Genomic DNA, 20,996 nt, shown 5'->3' with positions numbered 1-20,996 from the left:
ATCCACATAGGGGACCTCGAAGCCCGGGCGGAGCTTGCGGAGGAACTCCACATGCTCGTTGACCGGGGCGATGTGAGGGGCGAAGAAGGGGTTGTCCGGAACCGCGGGAGCTTCGGCTTCTTCGGCGGGAGCCTCTTCGAAGCTTGCCGGTTCGACGACGGTCCTTTCGACGACGGTCTCGGACGGCGTGTTTTTGGCGACGGGAGCCGCAGTTGCGGACGGCTCTTGGGCAACGGGAGCTTCGACAGGGCCCTCTTCGGCGGCGTCGGCAAAGGGGACCTCAATCGCGGGAGCGGCCACGCGTGCAGCGGCCTTCGAAGTGTCTTTTCTGGCCGGAGCCTTCTTTTCGGCCTTGGCCGGGGCGTCGGAGTCATCCTCGCCGTCGAACAAACCATCGAAGAGCTTGTCGAGTTCGTCGTAGGCGCTGCCGTAGTCGTCGTCGAGTTCGGGGCCGTGCCCGAAACCTTCCTCGTACCGAGAGTCCAGTTCGCTGCGGTAATCCTCGTCGTAGTCCTCGAAATAGTCCGGTTTGGCCAATGCGGTCATGAGGGTGGGGGTCTCCTCGGGTCGGGCAGGGGCCGGTACCGGGCGCGTGGGGCACGTCCGTTCCGGGCCAGTTGATGGGGAGGCTCTCCGGGTTGCCGGTTGAGCCTTTAGATCTTAGCAATCGAACGGTGGTCCGGTGTACTTCCGCCGTTCATTTGACACGGTATGTGGCGCATCCCCGGGGCTTGAAGGTGGCGCGATGCGTCGAATATCACGCGCACGCGCCGCCGAGGGCGTGCGTAGAGACGCGAGAGGGTGGGTGGAATGGACGAAAAGAGTTCATGACGTGAGCATCATCCACTGCCCCCGACGTCGTTCCCCTATTCAGGGATGCTCAAGTCTTTTTTGACGCCTTCGCAGCCGCCGGGGTCAACATGTGCCTGGGAACGGAACGCCTGGGGTGTTTTGCCAACTCCCCAAGGCCTTGGTGATGCCACGCATCAGCTCCTCCGCGGGGCTGTGTGCCCTGCGGAGGAGCCGATGATCGGGCTGCGATCCAGTGCGGTGGAACAGCCCTCGCCGGCGATTATGCAGGAATGGTGGCTCGGATCTTCCGGCCGTCCACCATCACGATGAGTCCGCCTAGCAGCAGGGCCGCCGCGAACAGCAACCACAGGCCATTGAAGCCAGTGCTAGCGAGAACCGCGGTTCCCGCACCAACAATGGCTGCTGTAGTAGCAACCGCCACGCCGGCTTGCGTTGCAGTTCCTGTTGAAGGAACGGCGGCAGCCGGGTCGGCGAAGCCTTGAGCGTCGACCGGTGCGTTCATGACGGGCGGCGTGACTACAGCCGGGTTCACGACGTTGGAGGGCGAGCCCAGGTCAACCGATGCGACGCCGAGCGGAATTGGCAGGCCCAGAGGTGGGGTGAGTCCGGTACCCAAGGGGGATCCGAGGTCTCCGGTGGTGCCTGCCGGGGCGGTCCCGAGGAGGCTGACGGAGGTGTTACCAACGGTGATCGGAGCGGTTACCGGTGCGGTGACGCCGGTGCCGGTGGTGGTGCCGATCAAGCCCAGGGGTGCGGTGAGTCCGGTACCCAAGAGGGATCCGAGGTCTCCGGTGGTGCCTGCCGGGGCGGTCCCGAGGAGGCTGACGGAGGTGTCACCGACGGTGATCGGAGCGGTTACCGGTGCGGTGACGCCGGTGCCGGTGGTGGTGCCGATCAAGCCCAGGGGTGCGGTGAGTCCGGTACCCAAGAGGGATCTGAGGTCTCCGGCGGTGCCTGCCGGGGTGGTCCCGAGGAGGCTGACGGAGGTGTCGCCGACGGTGATCGGCGCGGTCACCGGTGCGGTGGCGCCGGTGCCGGTGGTGGTGCCTGCCGGGGTGGTCCCGAGGAGGCTGACGGAGGTGTCGCCGACCGTGATCGGAGCGGTCACCGGTGCCGTGACTTGGGTGCCAGAGGCGGTCCCAGGGGTGGAATTGCCAAGAACGGCCAGAGAGGTGGCTCCAATATTAACAGGGACCGATATCGGAGCCACCGCCTGGGTTCCGGACGGGACAGCTGGTCCGCCGGAATTGGTCGCCGCGGCCGCAGCCGGGGCGAGTGCAGGGGTGGTGGTTGTGGCGCCCTCAGTTCCAAGCAGCGTGAGCGACGTCGACCCGAGGCTCACCCGAACGGTCGCCGGTGCAACGACTTGAGTGCCTGAGGCGGTGCCTTGTGCGCTTGTTGTGGTATCTGCCGCATTCGCGGCAGTTGCGCCGAGGGCTATTAGTCCACCGGCAAAGAGGGTGCCAAGCAGCCCCTTGCGAATAATGCTGTGCATATTGTTTCTCTCCTGAACGAGTAGTTCCTTGAGGCGTCCGCAGGAGCCTGCATGTACGCCCGGATTGGCCATCTGCCGCCGTCCAGAATCTGCTCTGGAAAAGCGGCTGGAGCTCGGAACTAGTCGGGAGAAGAACCCGGGTCAAACGACACCGGAGCCGGAACTCTACCGGCAGCAGCCATGGACACGAGGATCCCGGCAAGTGGATAAAACAGACTCATGCTCGGGAGCCACGCGGTAGCCGCTCCCGAAGGATTGCCTGGAAGGGCCGCCGAGCCGTTTCCGGCGTCGCTACTGCCTGGAGTGCCGTCCGGGAATATCCCGGCATACTGAGATGCCGGCACTGCAGGATTCCCGTAACCGACGTATTGGACGGTAGCGTTCCAAGGTGCCTTACGCAGGTCAGCGGGGCCATAGGTTCCAGAGAGGCCGACCAGCGGAACCGCGACGGCCTGCGCAGGCGGCGCGATCGTGGGGCCCGAGGGTTGCTCGGAAGGAGTTGCACCAGTCCCGAGGTTACCGGGGATGGTTACCGGCAGGTTGCCGATTGGAAGCGCGTCCACGGTGGAGCCGACGGCGCCCAACGCGGGGGAAAGAGCGTCGCCAACCAAGGCGCCGACGCCTGGCCCAATCCCACCGGCCGCACTGGCCGCCGGAGACAAAACAGGTGCGGTCACGGCGACAACGGTGCCTTCAGGGATGATGGCGTTGACGATGGGCGTACTGGCCGCACTCTGGTCGATTGCCTGAGTCAGTTGCGGTAGTTCGCGTACAACGGACGCTGGTACCTGGACGACTGGTAGTTGTACCACCGGAACCGGAACCGGAACCGGAACTGAAGCCACTGCCGGAGCCGGTACGGATACGCCACTCGCCGAAACGGGGTTGCCGTGGGTTCCGGTAATTCCGGCGGTCGCGCTGTGCACAACGTCTATCACGGCCGATTCTGCGCCGCCCAGAAGCGTGTGGTTGGTGGCGCTACCGGAATCAGCATTGGCAGCTGTGGAGGAGAGGGCCAGCCAAACGACGGCTCCGGCGCCAGCGAGCATGACGGAGCGGAGAACATGAAGAACGCGCGGCTTACCTCGCACAGCTTCCATCTCGACACCCCCCCAGCGTCCGCTTGGATTGACGATCGCTCCCATCGTAGGACCGGACTAGTTAATTAGTCCAGACGCAAGACGGGCTTATTTAGTCCAGAGGTCGCACGGATAGTGACCGCAACTGTCACGCAGACAGGGGAACATGACAATAACCAACCGACGGTATGGAAACTGTTCCCGCGGACGACGATTTCGTGTTCACCGCGCGTCGTTCGGGTACCGGACTCCGAGCTGGGAGCGCACCCCGTCGAAGAGGCGCATCGTGTTCAGTGAATCGTCCAGGGGCATCACCGGGCTCTCAGTCAGCCCTTGCTGGATGCAGCGTGTGACTTCGCGCAGTTCGTAGGTGTAGCCGATCCCGATCGCGTCAAAGCGCTCGGTCCGGGGCTCGTCCCAGCCAGTTCGTATCAGTAGCTCACGGGGATTGTTGATGGACCCTTGCGTCTGGAGGAAGCCCTTGGAGCCCGCAACTGACGCCGAGCGCGGCCCATGGGCCAGCAAGGAAGAGGTCAGCTGGGCGATGGCACCGCCGTCGTAAGCCAGCGTGAGCGCATTCTGGGAGTCGACGCCGTCGTCCGTCAAAGTGCCTACTGCGCTGACTGACTGCGGGAAACCAAGGGTGCCCAGAGGCCACAGCAGCGCATACACGGTGAGGTCCAAAAGAGCTCCACCGCCGTCTGCCGGGGCCCAGATCCGGGCCGAGGGGTCGTAGGGGGCCGGGAATCCCAAGTCGGCGCTGACCCACTTGATTTCGCCTAGTTCGCCCGACGCGGCGATGGCGAATGCCCTCTGGATGCTGGGCAGGAAGCGGCTCCATACCGCCTCCATCAGGAACAATTTCCGTTCCCTTGCGAGGCTGACCAGCTCCGCCGCTTCGCGGCCGTTGATGGTCAGAGCTTTCTCGCACAGGACGTGCTTGCCCGCGTTGAGGGCATCCCTGACGATTTCGAAATGTTGGGCGTGCGGGGTGGCCACGTAGACCACGTCGACGGCGTCATCGGCGAGTAGCCGCCGGTAGCCGGGCACACCGCCGCCGTCCCCGTAGGACTTCGTGACCCCGTGCGCGGCGGCAAAGGCATCCGCGGATTCCTGGCGCCGGGAACTCACGGCGTAAAGGTTTGCGTCCTCGAGCTGGGCGAGGTCGCCGCTCACGGTTCTGGCGATCCCTCCTGTGGCGACAATGCCCCAGTTCAGAGCCTTGCCGGTGGCTGCGCGAGGATCCTGGTTCGGCTGGCTGAACAGCCACGGCTTGGCGATATGCGGACTCATGCGCCCTATCTTCTCATTCCGCCGCGCGCTCTATACAGGGCGCCCAGCCGGGCAGGGGCCGGGAACCATTCGATTCCCGGCCCTTTTCCGTTGTTTTGAGAAAGGTGATCAGGCCCCTGTGGCGACCTTCGGACGCACAGTTTCCTCGCTCAGTTTGCCTTGCTGGAGCCTGAAGCGGCGCTCGGTTTTCTGGGCCAGGCTCCGGTCGTGCGTGACCACCAGAATGGTGGTGTTGTGATCCCGGCTCAAGGAACTCAGCAGTTCGATGATGTGCTCGCCGGTCTGCTCATCGAGATTTCCGGTGGGCTCGTCGGCCAGGATGAGCTTGGGCTCATTGGCCAGCGCCCGGGCAATGGCAACCCGCTGCTGCTCGCCACCCGAAAGCTTGTTGATGCGGCGGGACTGCTTCTCCGGGTCCAGCTGCACCTGTTCCAGGAGGGATCGTGCCCGCTCCAACCGGGCAGCCTTCCGCATTCCAGCGAACTCCATGGGCAGCATTACGTTGTCCACCGCCGAGAGGTTGGGAATGAGGTTGAACTGCTGGAAAACGAAGCCGATGTCACGGCGGCGGTACTCGGTGAGCTTGCCGGCGGGCAGCCCGGCCAGGCTGACTCCATCCACCACCACGTCCCCGCTGGTGGGCTTGTCCAGGGCGCCCAGCAGGGAGAGCAACGTGCTCTTGCCGCTGCCGCTCTTACCCACAATCGAGGCGAGGGTGCCTTTTTCGAGTTCGAAGCTGACGCCATTGACAGGCTTGATGGTGCGGTCGCCGGACTTGAATTGGCGGACCAGGTCTTTGACTTCAATCATGGCTATTCTCCTCGGAGGACTTCGATGGGGCGGATGCGGGCAGTGAGGAGCGCTGGTACCAGGGCGCCCACGACGGCGACACCGAAGACCGCGGCGACGCCGGCGGCGATGACGCCGGGGGAGGCGCTTGCGGTGACGGAGGTGAGCAACTGTGAGGCTCCGCCGAAGGGGTTCCCCCCGGGCCCGCCGAAGCCTCCGCCACCGGGTCCGCGCTGGCCCGTTGTCGCCGTCGTGCTGTTGGAACTGATCAGCGCAGAGGCGATGCCGCCGCTGGCGAAGGAGGCGATGGCAGCACCCACGACGCTGCCGAGCGCCACGAGGACCAGTGCTTCGAGCACGAACTGCAAGCCGATGGTCCGGTTGCGGGCGCCGATGGCCTTCAGGACTCCGATCTCGCGACGGCGCTCCCGGACCAGCATGACCATGATGAGCAGGATGATCAGGCCCGCCGTGCCGAGGGCGGCGATGAAGGCCACCAGTGAAATGTTCTTGACGCTGTCCAGTGAACTGACGGCGGTCTGGAGGTTTCGCTGGCCTTGGGTCACGTCGGCCTTTCCTGATCCCAGCGCGGCCTGCAGCGCAGTCTTGGCAGCGTCCACGTTCTCCATGCTGTTAACCGTCACCACCATGCTGGAAAGTTCGCCCGGGGTCGCGGCGAGGGTCTGGGCCTCTGCCAGGGTCGTGTAGACGGCGTTGTTGCCGAAGGTGGTGCCCGCATCGAAGATACCGGCCACGGTGAACGTCTGGCCGGAGATAGCAAATGTTGAGCCGGCCTTGAGGCTGTTCTTCTCCGCGAGAGTTGTACCGACAAGGGCCTTGGTGCTGGCCACGGTGTAGTCGCCCAGTCCTGTGCCGCTGGTGATGTTCAGGGCCTTTCCCGCCGTGTCCACCTCGGCGCCGATACCGGTGGCAGTGATGGGCAGCGAGAACGTCGGCGCGGTTCCAGTAGTACCCGTGCCGGTGCTGCCGCTGGCGTTGTTGCGATTGCCTAGCGTTCCGGCGTCGACGGCTGCCTGGAGGTTTGTCGTGACGCTCGTGCCGCCGCCAGGCCCGCCTCCCGGTCCGGCCTGTTGCGTCGTTGTGCCCGTGGTTGAGCTTGACGCTGCTGTTGCGGTCTCCAGCCGCAGCGCCTTGGTGCCCACCACGGAAACAACGTTCGGTACGGCGGCCGCCGTCGCAGTCTGGGCAGTAGTGAGCGGCTCGCCGCCGCCGTCAAAGCCCTGCGCGCCGGCGGGGTTCACGGTCAGGACCGTGCCTACGGAGGCGTTAAGCTCCTCGACTTTGCCGCCAACGGCTTGGTTTGCCACGAGCATGGCCAGTGCCAGCCCGATCGCGACGGCGAGCACTGCAACCACAGCCGCGGTTCTTATCTTGTTTCGGAAGGCATTGCCTACACTCCGGGCGAGGACGCTCACGTTTCTCCTTTTGGACCTGGCCCGCCCCAGCGGCGCGCCTTCTCACCTAACAGTGCTCACCGCGGCTGTGCGGTTGTGCTGCTGTTGCTATGCGGCGCCTGTGAAGCCTTGCCAGAGCGGCGGCCGGATCCGGACGCGACGACGGCGGCCACCCCCTCAGTGGGGATGGCCGCCGTCGTTGTGGTGCTTGAAGCGGTAGTGCTACTTGGTGAGCGGGCCGAGGATCGGATCGTCCACGTAGGCCGTCTTCACGTTGTCCTTGGTCACGATAACCGGAGGCAGCAGGTATGCCGGAACGGTCTTGACGCCATTGTTGTAGGACTTGGTGTCGTTGATCTCCAGCTGCTTGCCGGCCTGCAGACCCTGGACCATGGTGATCGCGTGCTCAACGAGCTTGCGGGTGTCCTTGTTGATGGTGGAGTACTGCTCACCTGCAAGGATGGACTTGACCGACTCAACTTCCGAGTCCTGGCCGGTCACGATCGGCAGCGGCTTGCCTGCGGCCTTGACCGAGGTCAGGACGGCGCGGGCCAGGGTGTCGTTCGGGGACAGCACACCGTCCAGGGAGGCGCTGGTGTACGTGCCTGCAAGCAGGGTGTCCATGCGCTTCTGGGCGTTCTCTGCCTTCCAGCCCTGGGTCACGGCCTGTTCGAACGACTTCTGTCCGGAAACTACCTTGAGGGTCCCGTCGTCGATCTTTGGCTGCAGGATGCTCATTGCGCCGTCGAAGAAGACCTTCGCATTGGCGTCATCGGGGGAGCCTGCAAACAGTTCGACGTTGTAGGGGCCGCTCGCCTTCTTGCCCTTCAGCCCGTCCAGCAGGGCCTGACCCTGCAGCACGCCGACCTTGAAGTTGTCATACGCCACGTAGTAGTCCACGTTGGCGGTGTTCAGCAGGAGGCGGTCGTAGGCAATGATCGTGGCGCCGGCGTCCTTGGCCTGCTTGAGCTGTGTACCAAGCTGTGCGCCGTCGATCGCACCGACGATGATGACCTTGTCACCCTTGGTGACCATGGCGCTGATCTGGTTCTGCTGCTCCGAAACGCCGCCGTTGGCGAACTGCACATCCGGCTTGAAACCTGCGCTCGTGAGCCCGTCGTTGAACAGCTTCTCTGCGAGGACCCAGTTCTCGCTGGTTTTCTGGGGGAGCGCGACGCCGATCGAGGAACCTTTGGGGAATGCCTCACCGCCGCTTGAGGAACCACTGGAGGTGCCGCTGTCCGTACGGCCGCAGGCCGTCAGCGCCAGTGCCGCGATCGCAGCTACTGCTGCTGCCTTTCCTGCTTTACCAAACATTCGCATAACTTGGTTCGCTTTCTTTGTTGTGGATGGAACAAGTCGTCTAGAAGCCGTTTAGGCTTCCTTGGCGATGACTTCCTTGGTGGAGGTCGTCTCGTCCGGCGCGATTTCGCTGCTCCGGCCGAAGTTCTTCATCATCATTCCGATGATCGATTTCTTGCCCTGGGTCTTGTTGTAGACGTCGAAGGCGACTGCGGCGAGCAGCACGAGCCCCTTGATGATCTGGGTGAGGTCCGCGCCGACGCCGAGGAGTTGGAGGCCGTTATTGAGGACAGCCATGACCAGGCCACCGACGATGGAGCCGATCACGGTGCCCACGCCACCGGTGACTGCCGCACCACCGATGAAGACTGCGGCGATGGCGTCCAGTTCCCAACCGACGCCGTCGAACGGACCTGAAGCGGTGGAGCGACCGACGAAGATCATGCCGGCGAGTCCGGCCAGGATGGACATGTTCATCATGACCATGAAATTGACCTTCTTGGACTGAACCCCGGATAGCTCGGCCGCGTGGCGGTTGCCGCCGACTGCGTAGATGTGGCGGCCAATGACCGTCTTGGCGGAAATGAAGCCATAGATCAGGACCAGGACGGCCAGGATGAGGCCGGGGATGGGGAACGACGTGCCAGTGCGCCCAGTGGCGAAGAGGTAGGTGGCGTAGAGAATGGCTGCGTTGACGAGCACGAGCTTGGTGATCATCACCCAGCCTTCAGGGACCTCCGCACCCAACGCCTGGGCAGTACGGCGGGAACGAATTTCACTGATGATCACGAAGGCAACAGCAATGAGTCCCAAGAGGACCGTCAGGTTGTTGAATCCTGTACTGGGCCCAACCTCAGGCAGGTAGCCAGATCCCAAATACTGGAAGTCTTCGGGGACCGGAACGGTGTTGGACTTGCCGACAAACTGGTTGAAACCGCGGAACAGCAGCATGCCCGCCAGGGTCACGATGAACGCCGGGATGCCGACGTAAGCCGTCCAGAATCCTTGCCAGGCTCCGATCAGGGCACCGAGCAGGAGCCCGAACAGCACGGCTGCGTACCAAGGTAGGTGCCAGTCCCTGATGGCCAGTGCCACCGAGATACCGACGAAGGCCGCAACCGAACCTACGGAAAGGTCGATGTGGCCGGCGATGATCACCAGGACCATGCCGATGGCCAGGATCAGGATGTAGGAGTTGCCGTTGAAGAGGTTGATGACGTTGCCCGGGGTTAGCGTGCGGCCCGAGGTGAAGATCTGGAAGAAGATGACGAGTGCAACCAGGGCGAATATCATGCCGAATTGGCGGGTGTTGCCACCGAATAGCTTCTTGAGCGCGTTCATTGTTTTGGGTCCTTGTGTCCGTGTGGTTCTGGAGATGACCGGGGTCAGGCGGCTTTACGGCTGGATGTCATGAGCTTCATGAGGCTCTCCTGGCTGGCTTCGTCCTTGTTCAGTACGCCAGTGATGGAGCCTTCGAAGATGGTGTAGATGCGGTCCGAGAGGCCTAGCAACTCGGGGAGTTCGGAGGAAATCACAATCACGCCCTTCCCCTGGCTGGCCAGCTGCTGGATGATTCCGTAGATCTCGTACTTGGCCCCGACGTCGATTCCGCGGGTGGGCTCATCCAGGATGAGAAGGTCCGGATCGGTGAACATCCATTTGGCGAGCACAACCTTTTGCTGGTTGCCGCCGGAGAGCTTCGACACGCCTTCTTCCACCGACGGAGTCTTAGTGCGCAGCGACTTCCGGTACTGCTCGGCCACCATGAATTCCTTGTTGGTGTCCACGATGATTCCCCGGCTGACCTTCTTCAAGTTGGCCGACACCGTGGTGGTCTTGATGTCGTCCAGGAGGTTCAGCCCCAGGCTCTTGCGGTCCTCGGTGACGTAGCCAAGACCGGCGTCGATCGCTTGGCGGACGCTGCGCATGGTGATCGGTTTGCCGTCCTTGTACACCTGACCCGAGATGAACCGTCCGTAGGAGTGGCCGAAAACGGAGCGGGCAAGCTCGGTGCGTCCGGCGCCCATCAGGCCGGCAAAGCCGACGATTTCACCGCGACGCACATGGAAGTTGGAGTTCTTGCAGACCAGGCGGTCCTGGATCTGGGGATGCCCGACGTTCCAATCCTTGACCTCGAAGAACACCTCGCCGATCTTCGGCGTGTGGTCGGGGAAGCGGGACTCGAGCGTCCGCCCGACCATGCCCTTGATGATCCGGTCCTCGTCGACGCCGTCTTCCACGACGTTGAGCGTCTCAATGGACTTGCCATCGCGGATGATGGTGATCTCGTCCGCGATCTGCTCGATCTCATTGAGCTTGTGGGAAATGATGATGGACGTGATGCCCCGGCCCTTGAGGCCGAGGATGAGGTCCAGGAGGTGCTGGGAGTCAGATTCGTTGAGGGCGGCGGTGGGCTCGTCGAGGATGAGCAGCTTGACGGACTTGTTCAGGGCCTTGGCGATTTCCACCAGCTGCTGCTTGCCGACGCCGATTTCCTTGATGGGGGTATCGGGATCCTCGCGCAAGCCAACCCTGGCGAGGAGCTCAACTGACCGCTTGCGGGCCTCGGCCCAGTCGATGATTCCGCGGCGGACGGGCTCGTTGCCGAGGAAGATGTTCTCCGTGATGGACAGTTCCGGGATGAGCGCGAGTTCCTGGTGGATGATCACGATTCCAGCGTGCTCGCTGGCCCGGATGTCCTTGAACTGCTGGACCTCCGCCTGGTACACGATGTCGCCGTCGTAGCTGCCGTAGGGGTAGACCCCTGAAAGCACCTTCATCAACGTGGACTTTCCTGCACCGTTTTCGCCGCAGATAGCGTGGATCTCGCCCACCTTGACCCGGAGGCTAACTTCCGAGAGCGCCTTCACGCCGGGGAATTCCTTGGTGATGGACCGCATCTCGAGAAGGACCGGGTCCTGGTGCGTTATGGGGGTCGACATACCCTTGCGCCTCCAATGTTTGACGTCGTTGTCGGCCCGCAGATGGCGGGCCTACCTGATGAGAAAGTAAACTGGATTACACCGCTTGTCGTCAAGACTTTAACGCAAGACGGCGATAACAGCGTGATAACGAAGTGCTCAGGACTGCTTGATGCCGGCGTGCTGGAACACCAAAGCGGCTGCCCCGAGGGCCTCCGCCCGGGCGCCTAGCGACGACATGGCCAAGTGCGTTGTTTCGCCGATCACGGGCACCGCATGGCGGACGAGGCCGCGCCGGATCGGGTCAAGGAGGATGTCACCCAGGCCGGCCAGCGGACCGCCCACAACGATGACTTCCGGGTTTATGAGATTGGCCACATTGCCAAGGGCACGCCCGACGGCGAGGCCGGCGTCGTCCACCACCCGGAGGGTTGCGGGGTCCCTGGCCAGGGCGTTTCGAACAATGTCTTCAGGCTCGAGGTGCAGGCCGGAACCCTTGCCCAGCAGCTCGATCATGGTGGTGGTGGAGGCCATGGTTTCCAAGCAGCCCCGGTTGCCGCAGCGGCAGATGGCCCCGTATTCATGAATGGTCGCATGGCCGATCTCTCCCGTGATTCCGACCGCCCCGTAGTAGGGCGCGCCATTGATGATGAGGCCCGCGCCGATGCCGGAACCGATCTTGAGGAACATGAGGTTGCTGATCCCGCTGTGCGGCCCCCACGTGACCTCGGACAGGGCCCCCAGATTGGCGTCGTTGTCAACGTACACGGGCAGATTGAGGGCTTCCTCGAGCCGTTCGAGAATCTGGATTCCCACCCATTCGGGCAGGATGGCACCCTGCGCTACCGTGCCGGAACGGCGGTCGATGGGGCCCGCGATGCCGGCGCCGGCGCCCACTACCGCGCTCCGGTCCACCCCGCTTTCCAATAGCAGTTTGTCAAGGAGCGCGACGGCGGCGCTGATGCCCTGTTCGGCGTGGTGGCCAAGGGGGAGGGTGACCGTTTCCTCGACGATGATGTGATAGCCCAGTGACGCCAGGACGACCCGCAGGTGGCGGCGGCCAAAATCGATTCCGACAGCCACGGCGCCGTTGCTATTCAGCCTGACGTTCAAGGCCCGGCGTCCGGAGCTGGTGATCGGCTCGGTGGAGACAAGCCCGGCGCCCTGCATGATCTTGACGATGTTGGACACTGTGGCCGTGGAAAGGCCGGTTTGCCTGGCGAGCTCGGCCTGGGTGGATGGACCGCTCAGCAGGCATTCGATGAGCCGCTGTTGGTTCAGGTGGCGCAGCGCTGATTGTGAGCCGGGGTTTTTGCGGTGGCTCTTCGTCGAGCGCGATGTTGCAGGCATGACATGAAGCGTGCCCCAAATCACGGTTGCAGTCAAGAAGTTAACGCAACGGCCCAAAGTTGCGTCGGCATCATGAGCTATGCGCCCGATTTGTACGAACCATCCCCGCGCGGCCCTTCGCAGGTCCATTTGTCCTTCGTGGGCGGTCTGCTGCTGGCTACGCTGGAATTACGAAGGTATCCCGGGTACGTCTCCCAAGAATGCTTGCCGGGGGATGCAAGGTGCTATTGAGGTGGTAAAGATGCTGCTGTCTGTCTTGCAGGCCAACGCTGTTGTCCTGGACATCGACGCCAATCTGGAGGCAATCGACGCGGCGGCACAACGCGCTGCCGCAGCCGGGTCCGCCCTTCTGTTGACCCCGGAGCTCTTTCCCGTGGGCTATGCGCCGCTGCGGCTCCACAGCGAATTTGACCCGGCGGCTCTGCCCGGTATCCGGGCGCGCCTTGCGGATATCGCCCGCACACACGCAATCGGACTGGTCTACAGCCTCCCCGCCCCGGCCGTCGACGGCGGCTGGCATGTCTCCGCCACGCTCCTGGACGCGCGCGGAACCGTTCTCCTGGACTACAACAAGGTGCACCTCTTCGGCGAAGAGGAGCGCAAGGCGTTCTCTGCCGCCCAAGCAGCTCCCGCCGTCGTCGACTTCAACGGCGTCAAGGCGTCGCTGTTGATTTGCTACGACGTCGAATTTCCGGAGGCCGTCCGCGCCGCGGCAACACGGGGCGCCGAACTTCTGCTGGTTCCCACCGCCCTGTCCGCAGGCTTCGAGGCCGTACCCCAGGTACTGATCCGTGCGCGCGCTCTGGAAAGCCAGCTGAACGTTGCCTACGCCAACCACAGCGGGCACGAGGACGGCTGCGACTTCCTCGGCGGAAGCGTAGTCGCCGGTCCCGACGGCTCACTGCTGGCCGCCGCCGGTGACGGGGCAGCACTGCTGTTCGCTGAGATCTCCACGGAAAGCGTCAAGGCTGCCCGGGAACAAGTGCCGTACCTGCGCGAACGCCGCCCTGAGCTTTACCGCGAGTGGGAAGGTTAGCCGTCCGCTCCACGCACCAACTCATCCGTGTACTGCAGCGCGATCCAAAGTTCTGCGCGCACCTGGGCCTGGTTCAAGTCGGTATCAAGAAGCTCGGCGAGCAGACCAATCTGACGGCGCACACTGTTGCGGTGCAGTCCCAAGAGTTTGGCGGAGGCGTCCCAGCTGCCGTTCTCGTTCAACCAGCCCCGGAGCACGGCCAACAGCGGATCCCGCCGTTCGGGCTCCAAGGCGAGTACCGGTTCAAGCAGCCGCGCGGCCAACATGGACCCAGCCTCACGTCCAAGGAGTCCGGTCACGGACCAAGTCACCTCGTCGACCCGGGCGCTCCTGCCACTCGATTGCACGCGGCTGCGGAGCGACGTCACGCGCTGATGTGCTGCCGCGAGCCCTGTCAATTCCGTGGGATCCCCGATGACCAGCCGCCAACCGAGTCTTTCGATGTCCGCCAGCAGGGAGTCATCAACCTTGAGCCTCGTGATCGCAGCGAATCCGTAATCGGTGATTTCCACTAGTTTGGTGTCGAAGAGGCGCCGCCATTGCAATAGCTCGCGCACTGGGCTGTCGCCGGCCGGCCAATCGGGAGAGTCCACCTTGATGCCCTGAACGACGCGCAGGGGAGCGGAGCGCGTGGAGGACAAGCTTTGCGCGAGGAGGTCCTTGAGCCCGTTGATGTGCCGCGTACTGCCCGCGGCGAGGCTCTCCGGGTGCAGGAGCAATGCGGTGGCCAGCTGGCTCGGCGCGAGCGAGCCGCTGGTCCGCTGCCGGACCAGCAACTCCAGCAGCCCCACCACGGACTGCACCACGCTGTTCTGGGCGGGAGTCAGGGCAACGTCCGAGCCCAGAATCAGGGCGCCCAGGTTGGCATCCTTGGTGCTCCGCAGCGGGTGGCCGAAAACCATCGCGGACCCCGGCTTCTCAAAGCCGTCCACCTCAACGCGGGGCCCGCTGCCCGAAAGGAGCCGCTCCAGCATTGGCTCCAGAAGTGAATGCTCGACGCCGGTGCTGCCGCCGGCGGCGTGGGCGCGCGCACGGATCCGCCCGTCCGCGCCTACCAGTAGGGCCCACACAGGCGCCTTTAGGACCAGCGCGGCGAGCAGCTCGTGTTCAGGCCGAGGGGAGAGAACTGCCCGCATGAGTTGCCTGTTGGTGTCCGCGAGTTGGCGGAAAACCTTCGCGTTGTCCGATTCCAGGAGCTGGGAGAACTCCAGCCCGATCGCGGCGAACGGGATGGATTCCGGGATCTCAATTAGGGTGAGCTTGTGCCGGCGGCAAGCCTTCAGCAGCTCGGACGGAACGGCGTCGAAATACGGCCTGATCCCGAACCCCAGGGCCGCCACCTTGGCCCCCACCAGCCGCTTCACGTAAGCGTTAACGTTCTCCTGGGAGCCGCCGTCGCCCAGGAAGGGGAGCCCCGCTGTCAGCAGGAACTCTCCCTCCGGGAGGTAGGGCGTGGGATCGTCCAGTTCGCTGGGCTCAACCCAACGCAGCAGTTCCCCGCCGCTGCCGCCGTCGTGGAGTATCTCCAACTCGGGCGGCAGCTGCTTGAGGAACTGATCGAGCGTGACAAAACTCAGGCGGCCCTGGCTCGGCTCAGGCGACATCGCTCGGTGCCTCCCTGGCTGCGAGATCCTGGTAATCGGGGCACTGGTAGGCGCTGGACTCATACACGCGCGGGAGGCGCGGCGCAATCCGGTTGATGATCTCGTCCCCGTGGCTTCCGATGGCGGCGCCCCAATCGTCTGCGCTCGCAGCCCCTCCTGCCGGATCGCCGAACAGGACCGCCGTGTCACCAACCTCGATCCCGGACGCATCGGGCCCCAGGTCCACCATGAACTGGTCCATGCATACCTTGCCGATCACGGGGACTTTCCGTCCGGCGATCTGGACCAGGCTGCGGCCGCTGATTCCCTTGGGGATGCCGTCGGCATAGCCCAAGGGAATCAGGCCGAGATAGCGCGGCTCATGCGTGATGGCCTGGTGTTCGTAACTGACGCCAGTCCCGGCAGGGACCTTCTTGACCATGACGAGCGGCGCGGTGACGCTCAGGGCGGGGCGCAGTCCGAAGTCGGCGGGATCCAGGTGATCCGCGGGCGCCAGGCCGTAGATGGCCAGGCCCGCACGGACCATGTCGAAGTGGAATTCGGGCCGGTCCAGGATGTTGGCCGAGCTGGAGACGTGCCGTAGTTGCGGGTCCAGTCCGGCGGCCCGCGCTTCGCGCACGGCATCCTCGAATTCCGCCACGGCGGCCGCGTTGCCCGGGTGCGCGGGAACATCGGCCCAGGCCAGGTGGGTCCAGATGCCGCGGACCAGCACGGTGCCGTCTTGTTCGGCCTTGCGCGCGTGGGCCACCAGCTCTGGCCAGTCTTCCTTTCGCGCGCCGCCGCGGCTGAGGCCGCTGTCCAGTTCCAGATGTACGACGGCGGGGCGCCCCAGCTGCCTCGCGATACCCGCCAGGACCTCAAGCTGGCCGACGCTCCCGAGCGAAACGTCGACGTCGTACTCGAGTGCCTCACGGATGGTTGCGCTGGTCTGGGATGCCAGATATAGCCACGAAAGAACCGGCACGGTAATGCCCGCCTGACGCAAGGTGATGGCTTCGCTCAACTGGGCGGTTCCGAGCCAATCAGCTCCTGCAGCCACCGCCGTGCGGGCAACATCCACGAGGCCGTGACCGTAGCCGTTCCCCTTGACGACGGCCATGAAATGTGGCGCGGCGGTGCGCTTTTTGAGGGCTTTGATGTTGTCTGAAATCGCAGACAGATCAACGCTGACCTGCCCGGAAAGCGCCGCTTCCGGCGTCGTTTCTGATTGTGCAATACGTCTCATGGTTGATCACTATAGGTCATTTTGCACCGCCGTGAGAGCTGGCTCACAGGCTTACGGTGGTCAGGGGAATCCGCCAACTACTCTGAAGGGACGTCAACGGTGACTGTGCCTACCTCCACCCAGACCAAGCCAACGCACGCCACGAATACAGATGCCGGCAACGCCGCCCGGCGCCCGGGGCTCGGGTCTCAGCTCCTGCGCCGCAAGCCGATCGGACAGATGGTCAGCGAAGCCGGAAGCAGCGAAAGCGGCACGCCGCTGGTCCGCAGCTTCGGTGTCCTCCAACTGACGATGATCAGTGTCGGCGCCACCCTGGGCACGGGCATCCTGGTGATCCTTGGCGAGTCCGTGCCACTGGCCGGACCCGCAGTCTGGATTTCCTTCGTGGTGGCCGGCCTCGCTGCCCTGTTCTCGGCCGTGTCCTACGCCGAAATGGCGGGCCTGGTGCCCGTTGCCGGCTCCAGCTATTCCTACTCCTACGCCACGATGGGGGAGGGGATGGCCTGGATCTGTGGTTGGTGCCTCGTCCTCGAATACGCAGTCTCCGTGGCTGCCGTGGCCGTCGGCGCCGGGCAATACGTGAACGAAACCCTCGCCGCGTTCGGGCAATTGCTGCCGGACGCCATGTCCCAGCCGCCGGGCAGCGGCGGCGTGGTCAACGTCCCCGCCATGCTGATTGTGGTCCTCGCGATGATCCTGCTGGTGCGCGGCGCCAAGGAAAGCGCCTGGATCAACACCGTGATCGTGACAATCAAGATTGTCATTCTGCTGTTTTTCTGCGCCGTTGCGTTCACCGCGTTCAACGCCGGGAACTTCGAACCGCTCATGCCCATGGGCGCCGCAGGCGTCTCGGCCGCCGCATCCAGGGTCTTCTTCTCCTATATCGGGTTCGACGCTGCCTCTACCGCCGGCGAAGAAGCCCGCAACCCCAAGCGCGACCTGCCCCGGGCCATCCTGCTCTCCATGGTGATCGTGACCAGCATCTACGTCCTGGTTGCCGTGGCCGCCATAGGCGCCCGTCCTTGGGAATGGTTCGGCGGCACCGAGGCAGCCCTCGTCCAGATCCTCGAGGAAACCACCCACCAGCCATGGATCGCGCTCGTCTTCTCCATTGGAGCCGTGCTCGCGATCGCCAGCATCGTGCTGACCGTGCTTTACGGCCAGACCCGCATCCTGCTCTCCATGTCCCGTGACGGACTGGTTCCTGAAGTCTTCGGCCGTATCTCCCCGCGCACCGGCACCCCGGTGGCTGGAACGCTCATCGTGGGCACCGCCGTCGCACTCACCGCAGGGCTTGTCCCGCTCGGCGCGCTGGCCGACGCCACCAGCATCGGCACCCTCTTCGCGTTTGCGCTGGTGAACGTCGCCGTCATTTACCTGCGGCGCAACCGTCCGGAGCTCAAGCGCAGCTTCCGCGTGCCGCTCTACCCGATCACTCCGGTCCTCGGCACGCTGATGTGCGCCTACCTCATGGCCAACTTGGGCGCAGACACCTGGGTGGTGTTCGGCGGCTGGATGCTCGTGGGGATCGCACTCTACTTCGGCTATGGACGCCGGAACTCCAAGGTAGCCGCGCTGACCGAACAGGAATACCGTGAACTATCCGCAAGGGTCCACGACCCGGAAACTTTGAAGGCAGAACTTTCATGACCACCGCCACCGAATTGCCCACGGAACCCACACCCCGCACGGGGGACACGGGGATTTCCCAAGCAACGCCGGCCGACGCTCCGATCACCATGCTGAACCCGGACTTCCCCTTCAGCTACGACCACTACCTGGCCCACCCCGACGGCCTGGCAGTTGTTCCGCCGGAACTGTACGGCACCGAGGTCGCCGTGATCGGCGCCGGCCTGTCGGGACTCGTCACGGCCTACGAGCTCATGAAACTCGGACTGCGTCCCGTGGTTTACGAGGCTGACCAGATCGGCGGGCGGCTCCGCACCGCGAGCTTCCCCTCCGCTCCCGGCGTGGTCGCGGACCTTGGCGGCATGCGGTTCCCCGTGTCCGGCAAAGCGTTCTACCACTACGTTGACCTCCTCGGCCTGGACACCCAGGAATTCCCCAACCCGCTCGCGCCCGCAACATCAAGCACGGTGATCGAGCTGGCCGGGCAGAAGCATTATGCGGCCACGTCCGCGGACCTTCCTGGGTTCTTCCACGAAGTTGCCGCAGCCTGGAAGGCCGCAGTGAATGACGGTGCTGCGTTCCAGGAAATGCAGGAAGCCATCCGGGCACGCGACACCAAGCGCATCAAGGAGCTATGGAACGAACTGCTCCCGCTCCTGGATGAGCAGACCTTCTACGGCTTCATCGCCGCAAGCAAGTCCTTCAAGGATGCCGGATTCGCGCACCGCGAAGCGTTCGGGCAGGTAGGTTTCGGCACGGGCGGCTGGGACACCGACTTCCCCAACTCCATCCTGGAGATTTTGCGCGTTGTCTACACCGACGCCGATGACCAGCACCGGCTCATCACTGGGGGAGCGCAACGGCTCCCCGAGGCACTGTGGCACCACGCGCCGTCGGGCATGGCCAACTGGCCTGAGGGCACCTCGCTGGCATCCCTGCATTCCGGTTCCCCGCGCGGAGCCGTAGACCGCATTGAGCGCGACAGTGTTGACGGCCCTTCGGGCCAACTCATGGTGCGCGAACGTTGGGGCCGGGAAACCGGCTACTCCGCCGTCGTGACCACGTGCCAGTCCTGGTTGTTGTCCACGCGCATCCACACCCAGGAATCGTTGTTTCCCTCGGAGCTGTGGACCGCGATCGAGCGTTCGCATTACATGCAGTCGTCCAAGACGTTCGTTATGGTGGACCGGCCGTTCTGGAAGGACATCGACCCGGAAACGGGCCGCGAAGTATTGTCCATGACCCTGACCGACCGGCTCAACCGGGCAACGTACCTGCTCGACGACGGCCCGGACAAGCCTGCCGTGATCCTGCTTTCCTACACGTGGAACGACGACGCCCTGAAGTGGCTTTCGCTGAGCGCCGAGGAACGCGTCAAGCTCATGCTGCACTCGCTGGAGCAGATCTACCCGGGGGTGGACATCGCGAGCCACATTGTGGGCCAGCCCATCACGGTCTCCTGGGAGGCCGACCCCAACTTCATGGGCGCCTTCAAGGCCAACCTGCCCGGGCATTACCGCTACCAGCAGCGACTGTTCACGCACTTCAAGCAGGACAAGCTGCCGGAGAGCCAGCGCGGCATCTTCCTGGCCGGCGACGACGTCTCGTTCACCGCGGGTTGGGCAGAAGGCGCCGTCACCACAGGGCTGAACGCTGTGTGGGGCGTGGTGAACCACCTGGGTGGATCGTCCGTGGCAGGCAACCCCGGTCCCGGTGAACTGTTGGACGAGTTGGGTCCGATCAGCCTGGACTAGCCCTCCGCGTGCATCTCGCGGTGTGCCGCAGCCAGTTCCCGATAGTGGGCGGCGTTGCGCTTCACGCCGTCGAGTTCTTCCTCGCTCAGTTCGCGGCGCACTTTGGCGGGCACTCCGGCAACCAAGGAACGCGGCGGGATAACAGTTCCCTCAAGCACGACGGCGCCCGCGGCCACGAGTGAACCGGTACCGATCACGGCGCCGTTCAGGATGGTGGCGCTCATGCCGATCAGGCAGTCGTCCTCCACGGTGCACCCGTGCACGACGGCGCTGTGTCCGACGCTGACGCGCTCGCCTACGGTGCAGGGGAAACCGGGGTCCGCGTGCAGGACCACATTGTCTTGCAGGTTCGAGCCGGCACCGACGCTTATTGCAGCGGTGTCTGCACGGACAGACACGCCATAGAAGGCGCTGGAGTCCTCGCCGAGGGTGGCCTTGCCGATAATGGACGCCGTGGGTGCCACGAAGGCGGTGTCATGGATGGCCGGGGTATCTCCGGCAAAGGTGTAAATGGGAGCCATGGGGCAAGCCTAGAACACGCCGACCCCAACCCAACTGGCTGGCAGTAGATGTCGTTATCAGCCCGCATTGCGACACCTACTGCCAGTTAGATTCGACCGGAAGGCGTCCGGAGGATCAGAAACTGGTAGTGCTGCGTCCAATTCCCCGCACCCGGCCCGGACTCCGCTCCAGTGCCCTCGGGCCAGGTCTCAAAGTGTTCCACCGCGCCGTGCGCCCCGAAGATCCGCAGCAGAGTCGCGTCGCTCCGCCGGCTGAAGAACCGCCGCGGTTCGTCTTCGTCCTCCGGGTTGAGGACTTCCTCATCGTCACCTGACCAGAGCCCGACGGCGATTGGCGCACCTGGCGCGGCGACCCGGACGAGTTCACCGACGACGTCGTGGATTCGAGTGTTGGGGACGTGCAGGAGGGTACTCATGGTCCACACGGCGGGGAACACGGCGTCGGCGAATGGCAGGGACCGGCCGCTTGCCACGCTGGCGTCCAAGCCCTTGGCCCGTGCCAGGTGGATGCTTTCCTCGGACAGGTCGACGCCGGTGTAGTGCAGGCCTGCTCGCACGAACTCCAGTCCTTCGACGCCGGTGCCGCAGCCTAGTTCGAACAGCGTGTGCCTGTGTTCCTCCTTGAGTAGGCGGATGAACCAATCGCGGCATTCCACCCGATGCGGCGTCAGAGCCCGGGTGTTCTCGGTGGGGGCCTGCCGGTCGTAGAAGGTGGCGAGGTCCGTCTCGTGATCGGTTTCGTCGCTGAAGGCCCTCCGGGTGCCGTCCAT

The 20,996-nt window shown here is 64.2% G+C and carries 16 protein-coding genes; 3 read left to right on the top strand and 13 right to left on the bottom strand.

Annotation, left to right across the window (positions count from 1 at the left end; translation table 11 throughout):
* Positions 1-1,072 precede the first annotated feature (1,072 nt).
* The 9 genes from AC3ANQ_RS17120 to AC3ANQ_RS17080 all read right to left on the bottom strand — a co-directional run bounded on the left by AC3ANQ_RS17120 (position 1,073) and on the right by AC3ANQ_RS17080 (position 12,457).
* Positions 1,073-2,308, bottom strand: a complete 1,236-nt coding sequence (locus AC3ANQ_RS17120) for a DUF320 domain-containing protein (RefSeq protein ID WP_488302137.1) — start codon at positions 2,306-2,308, stop codon at positions 1,073-1,075.
* A gap of 119 nt (positions 2,309-2,427) precedes the next feature.
* On the bottom strand, positions 2,428-3,408 hold the full coding sequence (locus AC3ANQ_RS17115; protein ID WP_488302136.1) for a hypothetical protein: 981 nt from the start codon (positions 3,406-3,408) through the stop codon (positions 2,428-2,430).
* 201 nt (positions 3,409-3,609) lie between these two features.
* Entirely contained in the window at positions 3,610-4,680 is a 1,071-nt protein-coding gene (locus tag AC3ANQ_RS17110) for a Gfo/Idh/MocA family protein (RefSeq protein WP_488302135.1), read from the bottom strand.
* Between the two features lie 108 nt (positions 4,681-4,788).
* A complete protein-coding gene (locus AC3ANQ_RS17105; protein ID WP_488302134.1) occupies positions 4,789-5,490 on the bottom strand; it encodes an ABC transporter ATP-binding protein in 702 nt (233 codons plus the stop codon).
* 2 nt (positions 5,491-5,492) lie between these two features.
* The gene (locus AC3ANQ_RS17100) at positions 5,493-6,905 is read right to left on the bottom strand and encodes an ABC transporter permease (protein WP_488302133.1); all 1,413 of its coding nucleotides are present in this window, start codon (positions 6,903-6,905) and stop codon (positions 5,493-5,495) included.
* A 201-nt stretch (positions 6,906-7,106) separates the two neighbouring features.
* Positions 7,107-8,207, bottom strand: a complete 1,101-nt coding sequence (locus AC3ANQ_RS17095) for a substrate-binding domain-containing protein (protein WP_488302132.1) — start codon at positions 8,205-8,207, stop codon at positions 7,107-7,109.
* Between the two features lie 51 nt (positions 8,208-8,258).
* A complete protein-coding gene (gene mmsB, locus AC3ANQ_RS17090; RefSeq protein ID WP_488302131.1) occupies positions 8,259-9,527 on the bottom strand; it encodes a multiple monosaccharide ABC transporter permease in 1,269 nt (422 codons plus the stop codon).
* A 44-nt stretch (positions 9,528-9,571) separates the two neighbouring features.
* Positions 9,572-11,128, bottom strand: a complete 1,557-nt coding sequence (gene mmsA, locus AC3ANQ_RS17085) for a multiple monosaccharide ABC transporter ATP-binding protein (protein WP_488302130.1) — start codon at positions 11,126-11,128, stop codon at positions 9,572-9,574.
* A 138-nt stretch (positions 11,129-11,266) separates the two neighbouring features.
* Positions 11,267-12,457: an ROK family transcriptional regulator gene (locus AC3ANQ_RS17080; RefSeq protein ID WP_488302129.1), complete on the bottom strand. Its 1,191-nt coding sequence runs from the start codon at positions 12,455-12,457 to the stop codon at positions 11,267-11,269.
* A gap of 241 nt (positions 12,458-12,698) precedes the next feature.
* Between AC3ANQ_RS17080 and AC3ANQ_RS17075 the strand changes: the two genes are divergently transcribed.
* On the top strand, positions 12,699-13,493 hold the full coding sequence (locus tag AC3ANQ_RS17075) for a nitrilase-related carbon-nitrogen hydrolase (RefSeq protein WP_488302128.1): 795 nt from the start codon (positions 12,699-12,701) through the stop codon (positions 13,491-13,493).
* Here the strand turns inward: AC3ANQ_RS17075 and AC3ANQ_RS17070 are convergent.
* Both AC3ANQ_RS17070 and alr read right to left on the bottom strand, forming a co-directional pair.
* Positions 13,490-15,097, bottom strand: coding sequence for a PucR family transcriptional regulator (locus tag AC3ANQ_RS17070; RefSeq protein ID WP_488302127.1), 1,608 nt, complete (start codon positions 15,095-15,097; stop codon positions 13,490-13,492). The genes AC3ANQ_RS17075 and AC3ANQ_RS17070 overlap by 4 nt on opposite strands.
* The gene (gene alr, locus AC3ANQ_RS17065; protein ID WP_488302126.1) at positions 15,087-16,322 is read right to left on the bottom strand and encodes an alanine racemase; all 1,236 of its coding nucleotides are present in this window, start codon (positions 16,320-16,322) and stop codon (positions 15,087-15,089) included. Before alr ends, AC3ANQ_RS17070 begins: the two co-directional genes overlap by 11 nt.
* A 219-nt stretch (positions 16,323-16,541) precedes the next feature.
* On the opposite strand from alr, the gene AC3ANQ_RS17060 reads away from it, so the two are divergent.
* A complete protein-coding gene (locus AC3ANQ_RS17060; protein WP_488305359.1) occupies positions 16,542-17,972 on the top strand; it encodes an amino acid permease in 1,431 nt (476 codons plus the stop codon).
* Positions 17,969-19,705 (top strand): flavin monoamine oxidase family protein, encoded by a 1,737-nt coding sequence (locus AC3ANQ_RS17055; protein ID WP_488302125.1) that lies wholly within the window; start codon positions 17,969-17,971, stop codon positions 19,703-19,705. The genes AC3ANQ_RS17060 and AC3ANQ_RS17055 overlap by 4 nt, the downstream gene beginning before the upstream one ends.
* On the opposite strand, the gene AC3ANQ_RS17050 is transcribed toward AC3ANQ_RS17055, so the two are convergent.
* Together AC3ANQ_RS17050 and AC3ANQ_RS17045 are read right to left on the bottom strand one after the other, a co-directional pair.
* Positions 19,702-20,226 carry a gamma carbonic anhydrase family protein gene (locus tag AC3ANQ_RS17050; protein WP_488302124.1) on the bottom strand — a complete coding sequence of 175 codons (525 nt, stop codon included), beginning with the start codon at positions 20,224-20,226 and terminating at the stop codon, positions 19,702-19,704. The genes AC3ANQ_RS17055 and AC3ANQ_RS17050 overlap by 4 nt on opposite strands.
* A gap of 86 nt (positions 20,227-20,312) precedes the next feature.
* Positions 20,313-20,996, bottom strand: a complete 684-nt coding sequence (locus AC3ANQ_RS17045) for a class I SAM-dependent methyltransferase (protein WP_488302123.1) — start codon at positions 20,994-20,996, stop codon at positions 20,313-20,315.

It is taken from the genome of Arthrobacter sp. DMZ02-1R (assembly GCF_057747935.1).
This window is presented reverse-complemented; position numbering and strand designations above follow the sequence as displayed.

Bases quoted from the DNA above. Each gene is read 5' to 3' on its own strand.
- AC3ANQ_RS17120 (WP_488302137.1), bottom strand. From the start codon at position 2,308: ATGCACAGCATTATTCGCAAGGGGCTGCTTGGCACCCTCTTTGCCGGT.
- AC3ANQ_RS17115 (WP_488302136.1), bottom strand. From the start codon at position 3,408: ATGGAAGCTGTGCGAGGTAAGCCGCGCGTTCTTCATGTTCTCCGCTCC.
- AC3ANQ_RS17110 (WP_488302135.1), bottom strand. From the start codon at position 4,680: ATGAGTCCGCATATCGCCAAGCCGTGGCTGTTCAGCCAGCCGAACCAG.
- AC3ANQ_RS17105 (WP_488302134.1), bottom strand. From the start codon at position 5,490: ATGATTGAAGTCAAAGACCTGGTCCGCCAATTCAAGTCCGGCGACCGC.
- AC3ANQ_RS17095 (WP_488302132.1), bottom strand. From the start codon at position 8,207: ATGCGAATGTTTGGTAAAGCAGGAAAGGCAGCAGCAGTAGCTGCGATC.
- mmsB (WP_488302131.1), bottom strand. From the start codon at position 9,527: ATGAACGCGCTCAAGAAGCTATTCGGTGGCAACACCCGCCAATTCGGC.
- mmsA (WP_488302130.1), bottom strand. From the start codon at position 11,128: ATGTCGACCCCCATAACGCACCAGGACCCGGTCCTTCTCGAGATGCGG.
- AC3ANQ_RS17080 (WP_488302129.1), bottom strand. From the start codon at position 12,457: ATGCCTGCAACATCGCGCTCGACGAAGAGCCACCGCAAAAACCCCGGC.
- AC3ANQ_RS17075 (WP_488302128.1), top strand. From the start codon at position 12,699: ATGCTGCTGTCTGTCTTGCAGGCCAACGCTGTTGTCCTGGACATCGAC.
- AC3ANQ_RS17070 (WP_488302127.1), bottom strand. From the start codon at position 15,097: ATGTCGCCTGAGCCGAGCCAGGGCCGCCTGAGTTTTGTCACGCTCGAT.
- alr (WP_488302126.1), bottom strand. From the start codon at position 16,322: ATGAGACGTATTGCACAATCAGAAACGACGCCGGAAGCGGCGCTTTCC.
- AC3ANQ_RS17060 (WP_488305359.1), top strand. From the start codon at position 16,542: ATGGTCAGCGAAGCCGGAAGCAGCGAAAGCGGCACGCCGCTGGTCCGC.
- AC3ANQ_RS17055 (WP_488302125.1), top strand. From the start codon at position 17,969: ATGACCACCGCCACCGAATTGCCCACGGAACCCACACCCCGCACGGGG.
- AC3ANQ_RS17050 (WP_488302124.1), bottom strand. From the start codon at position 20,226: ATGGCTCCCATTTACACCTTTGCCGGAGATACCCCGGCCATCCATGAC.
- AC3ANQ_RS17045 (WP_488302123.1), bottom strand. From the start codon at position 20,996: ATGGACGGCACCCGGAGGGCCTTCAGCGACGAAACCGATCACGAGACG.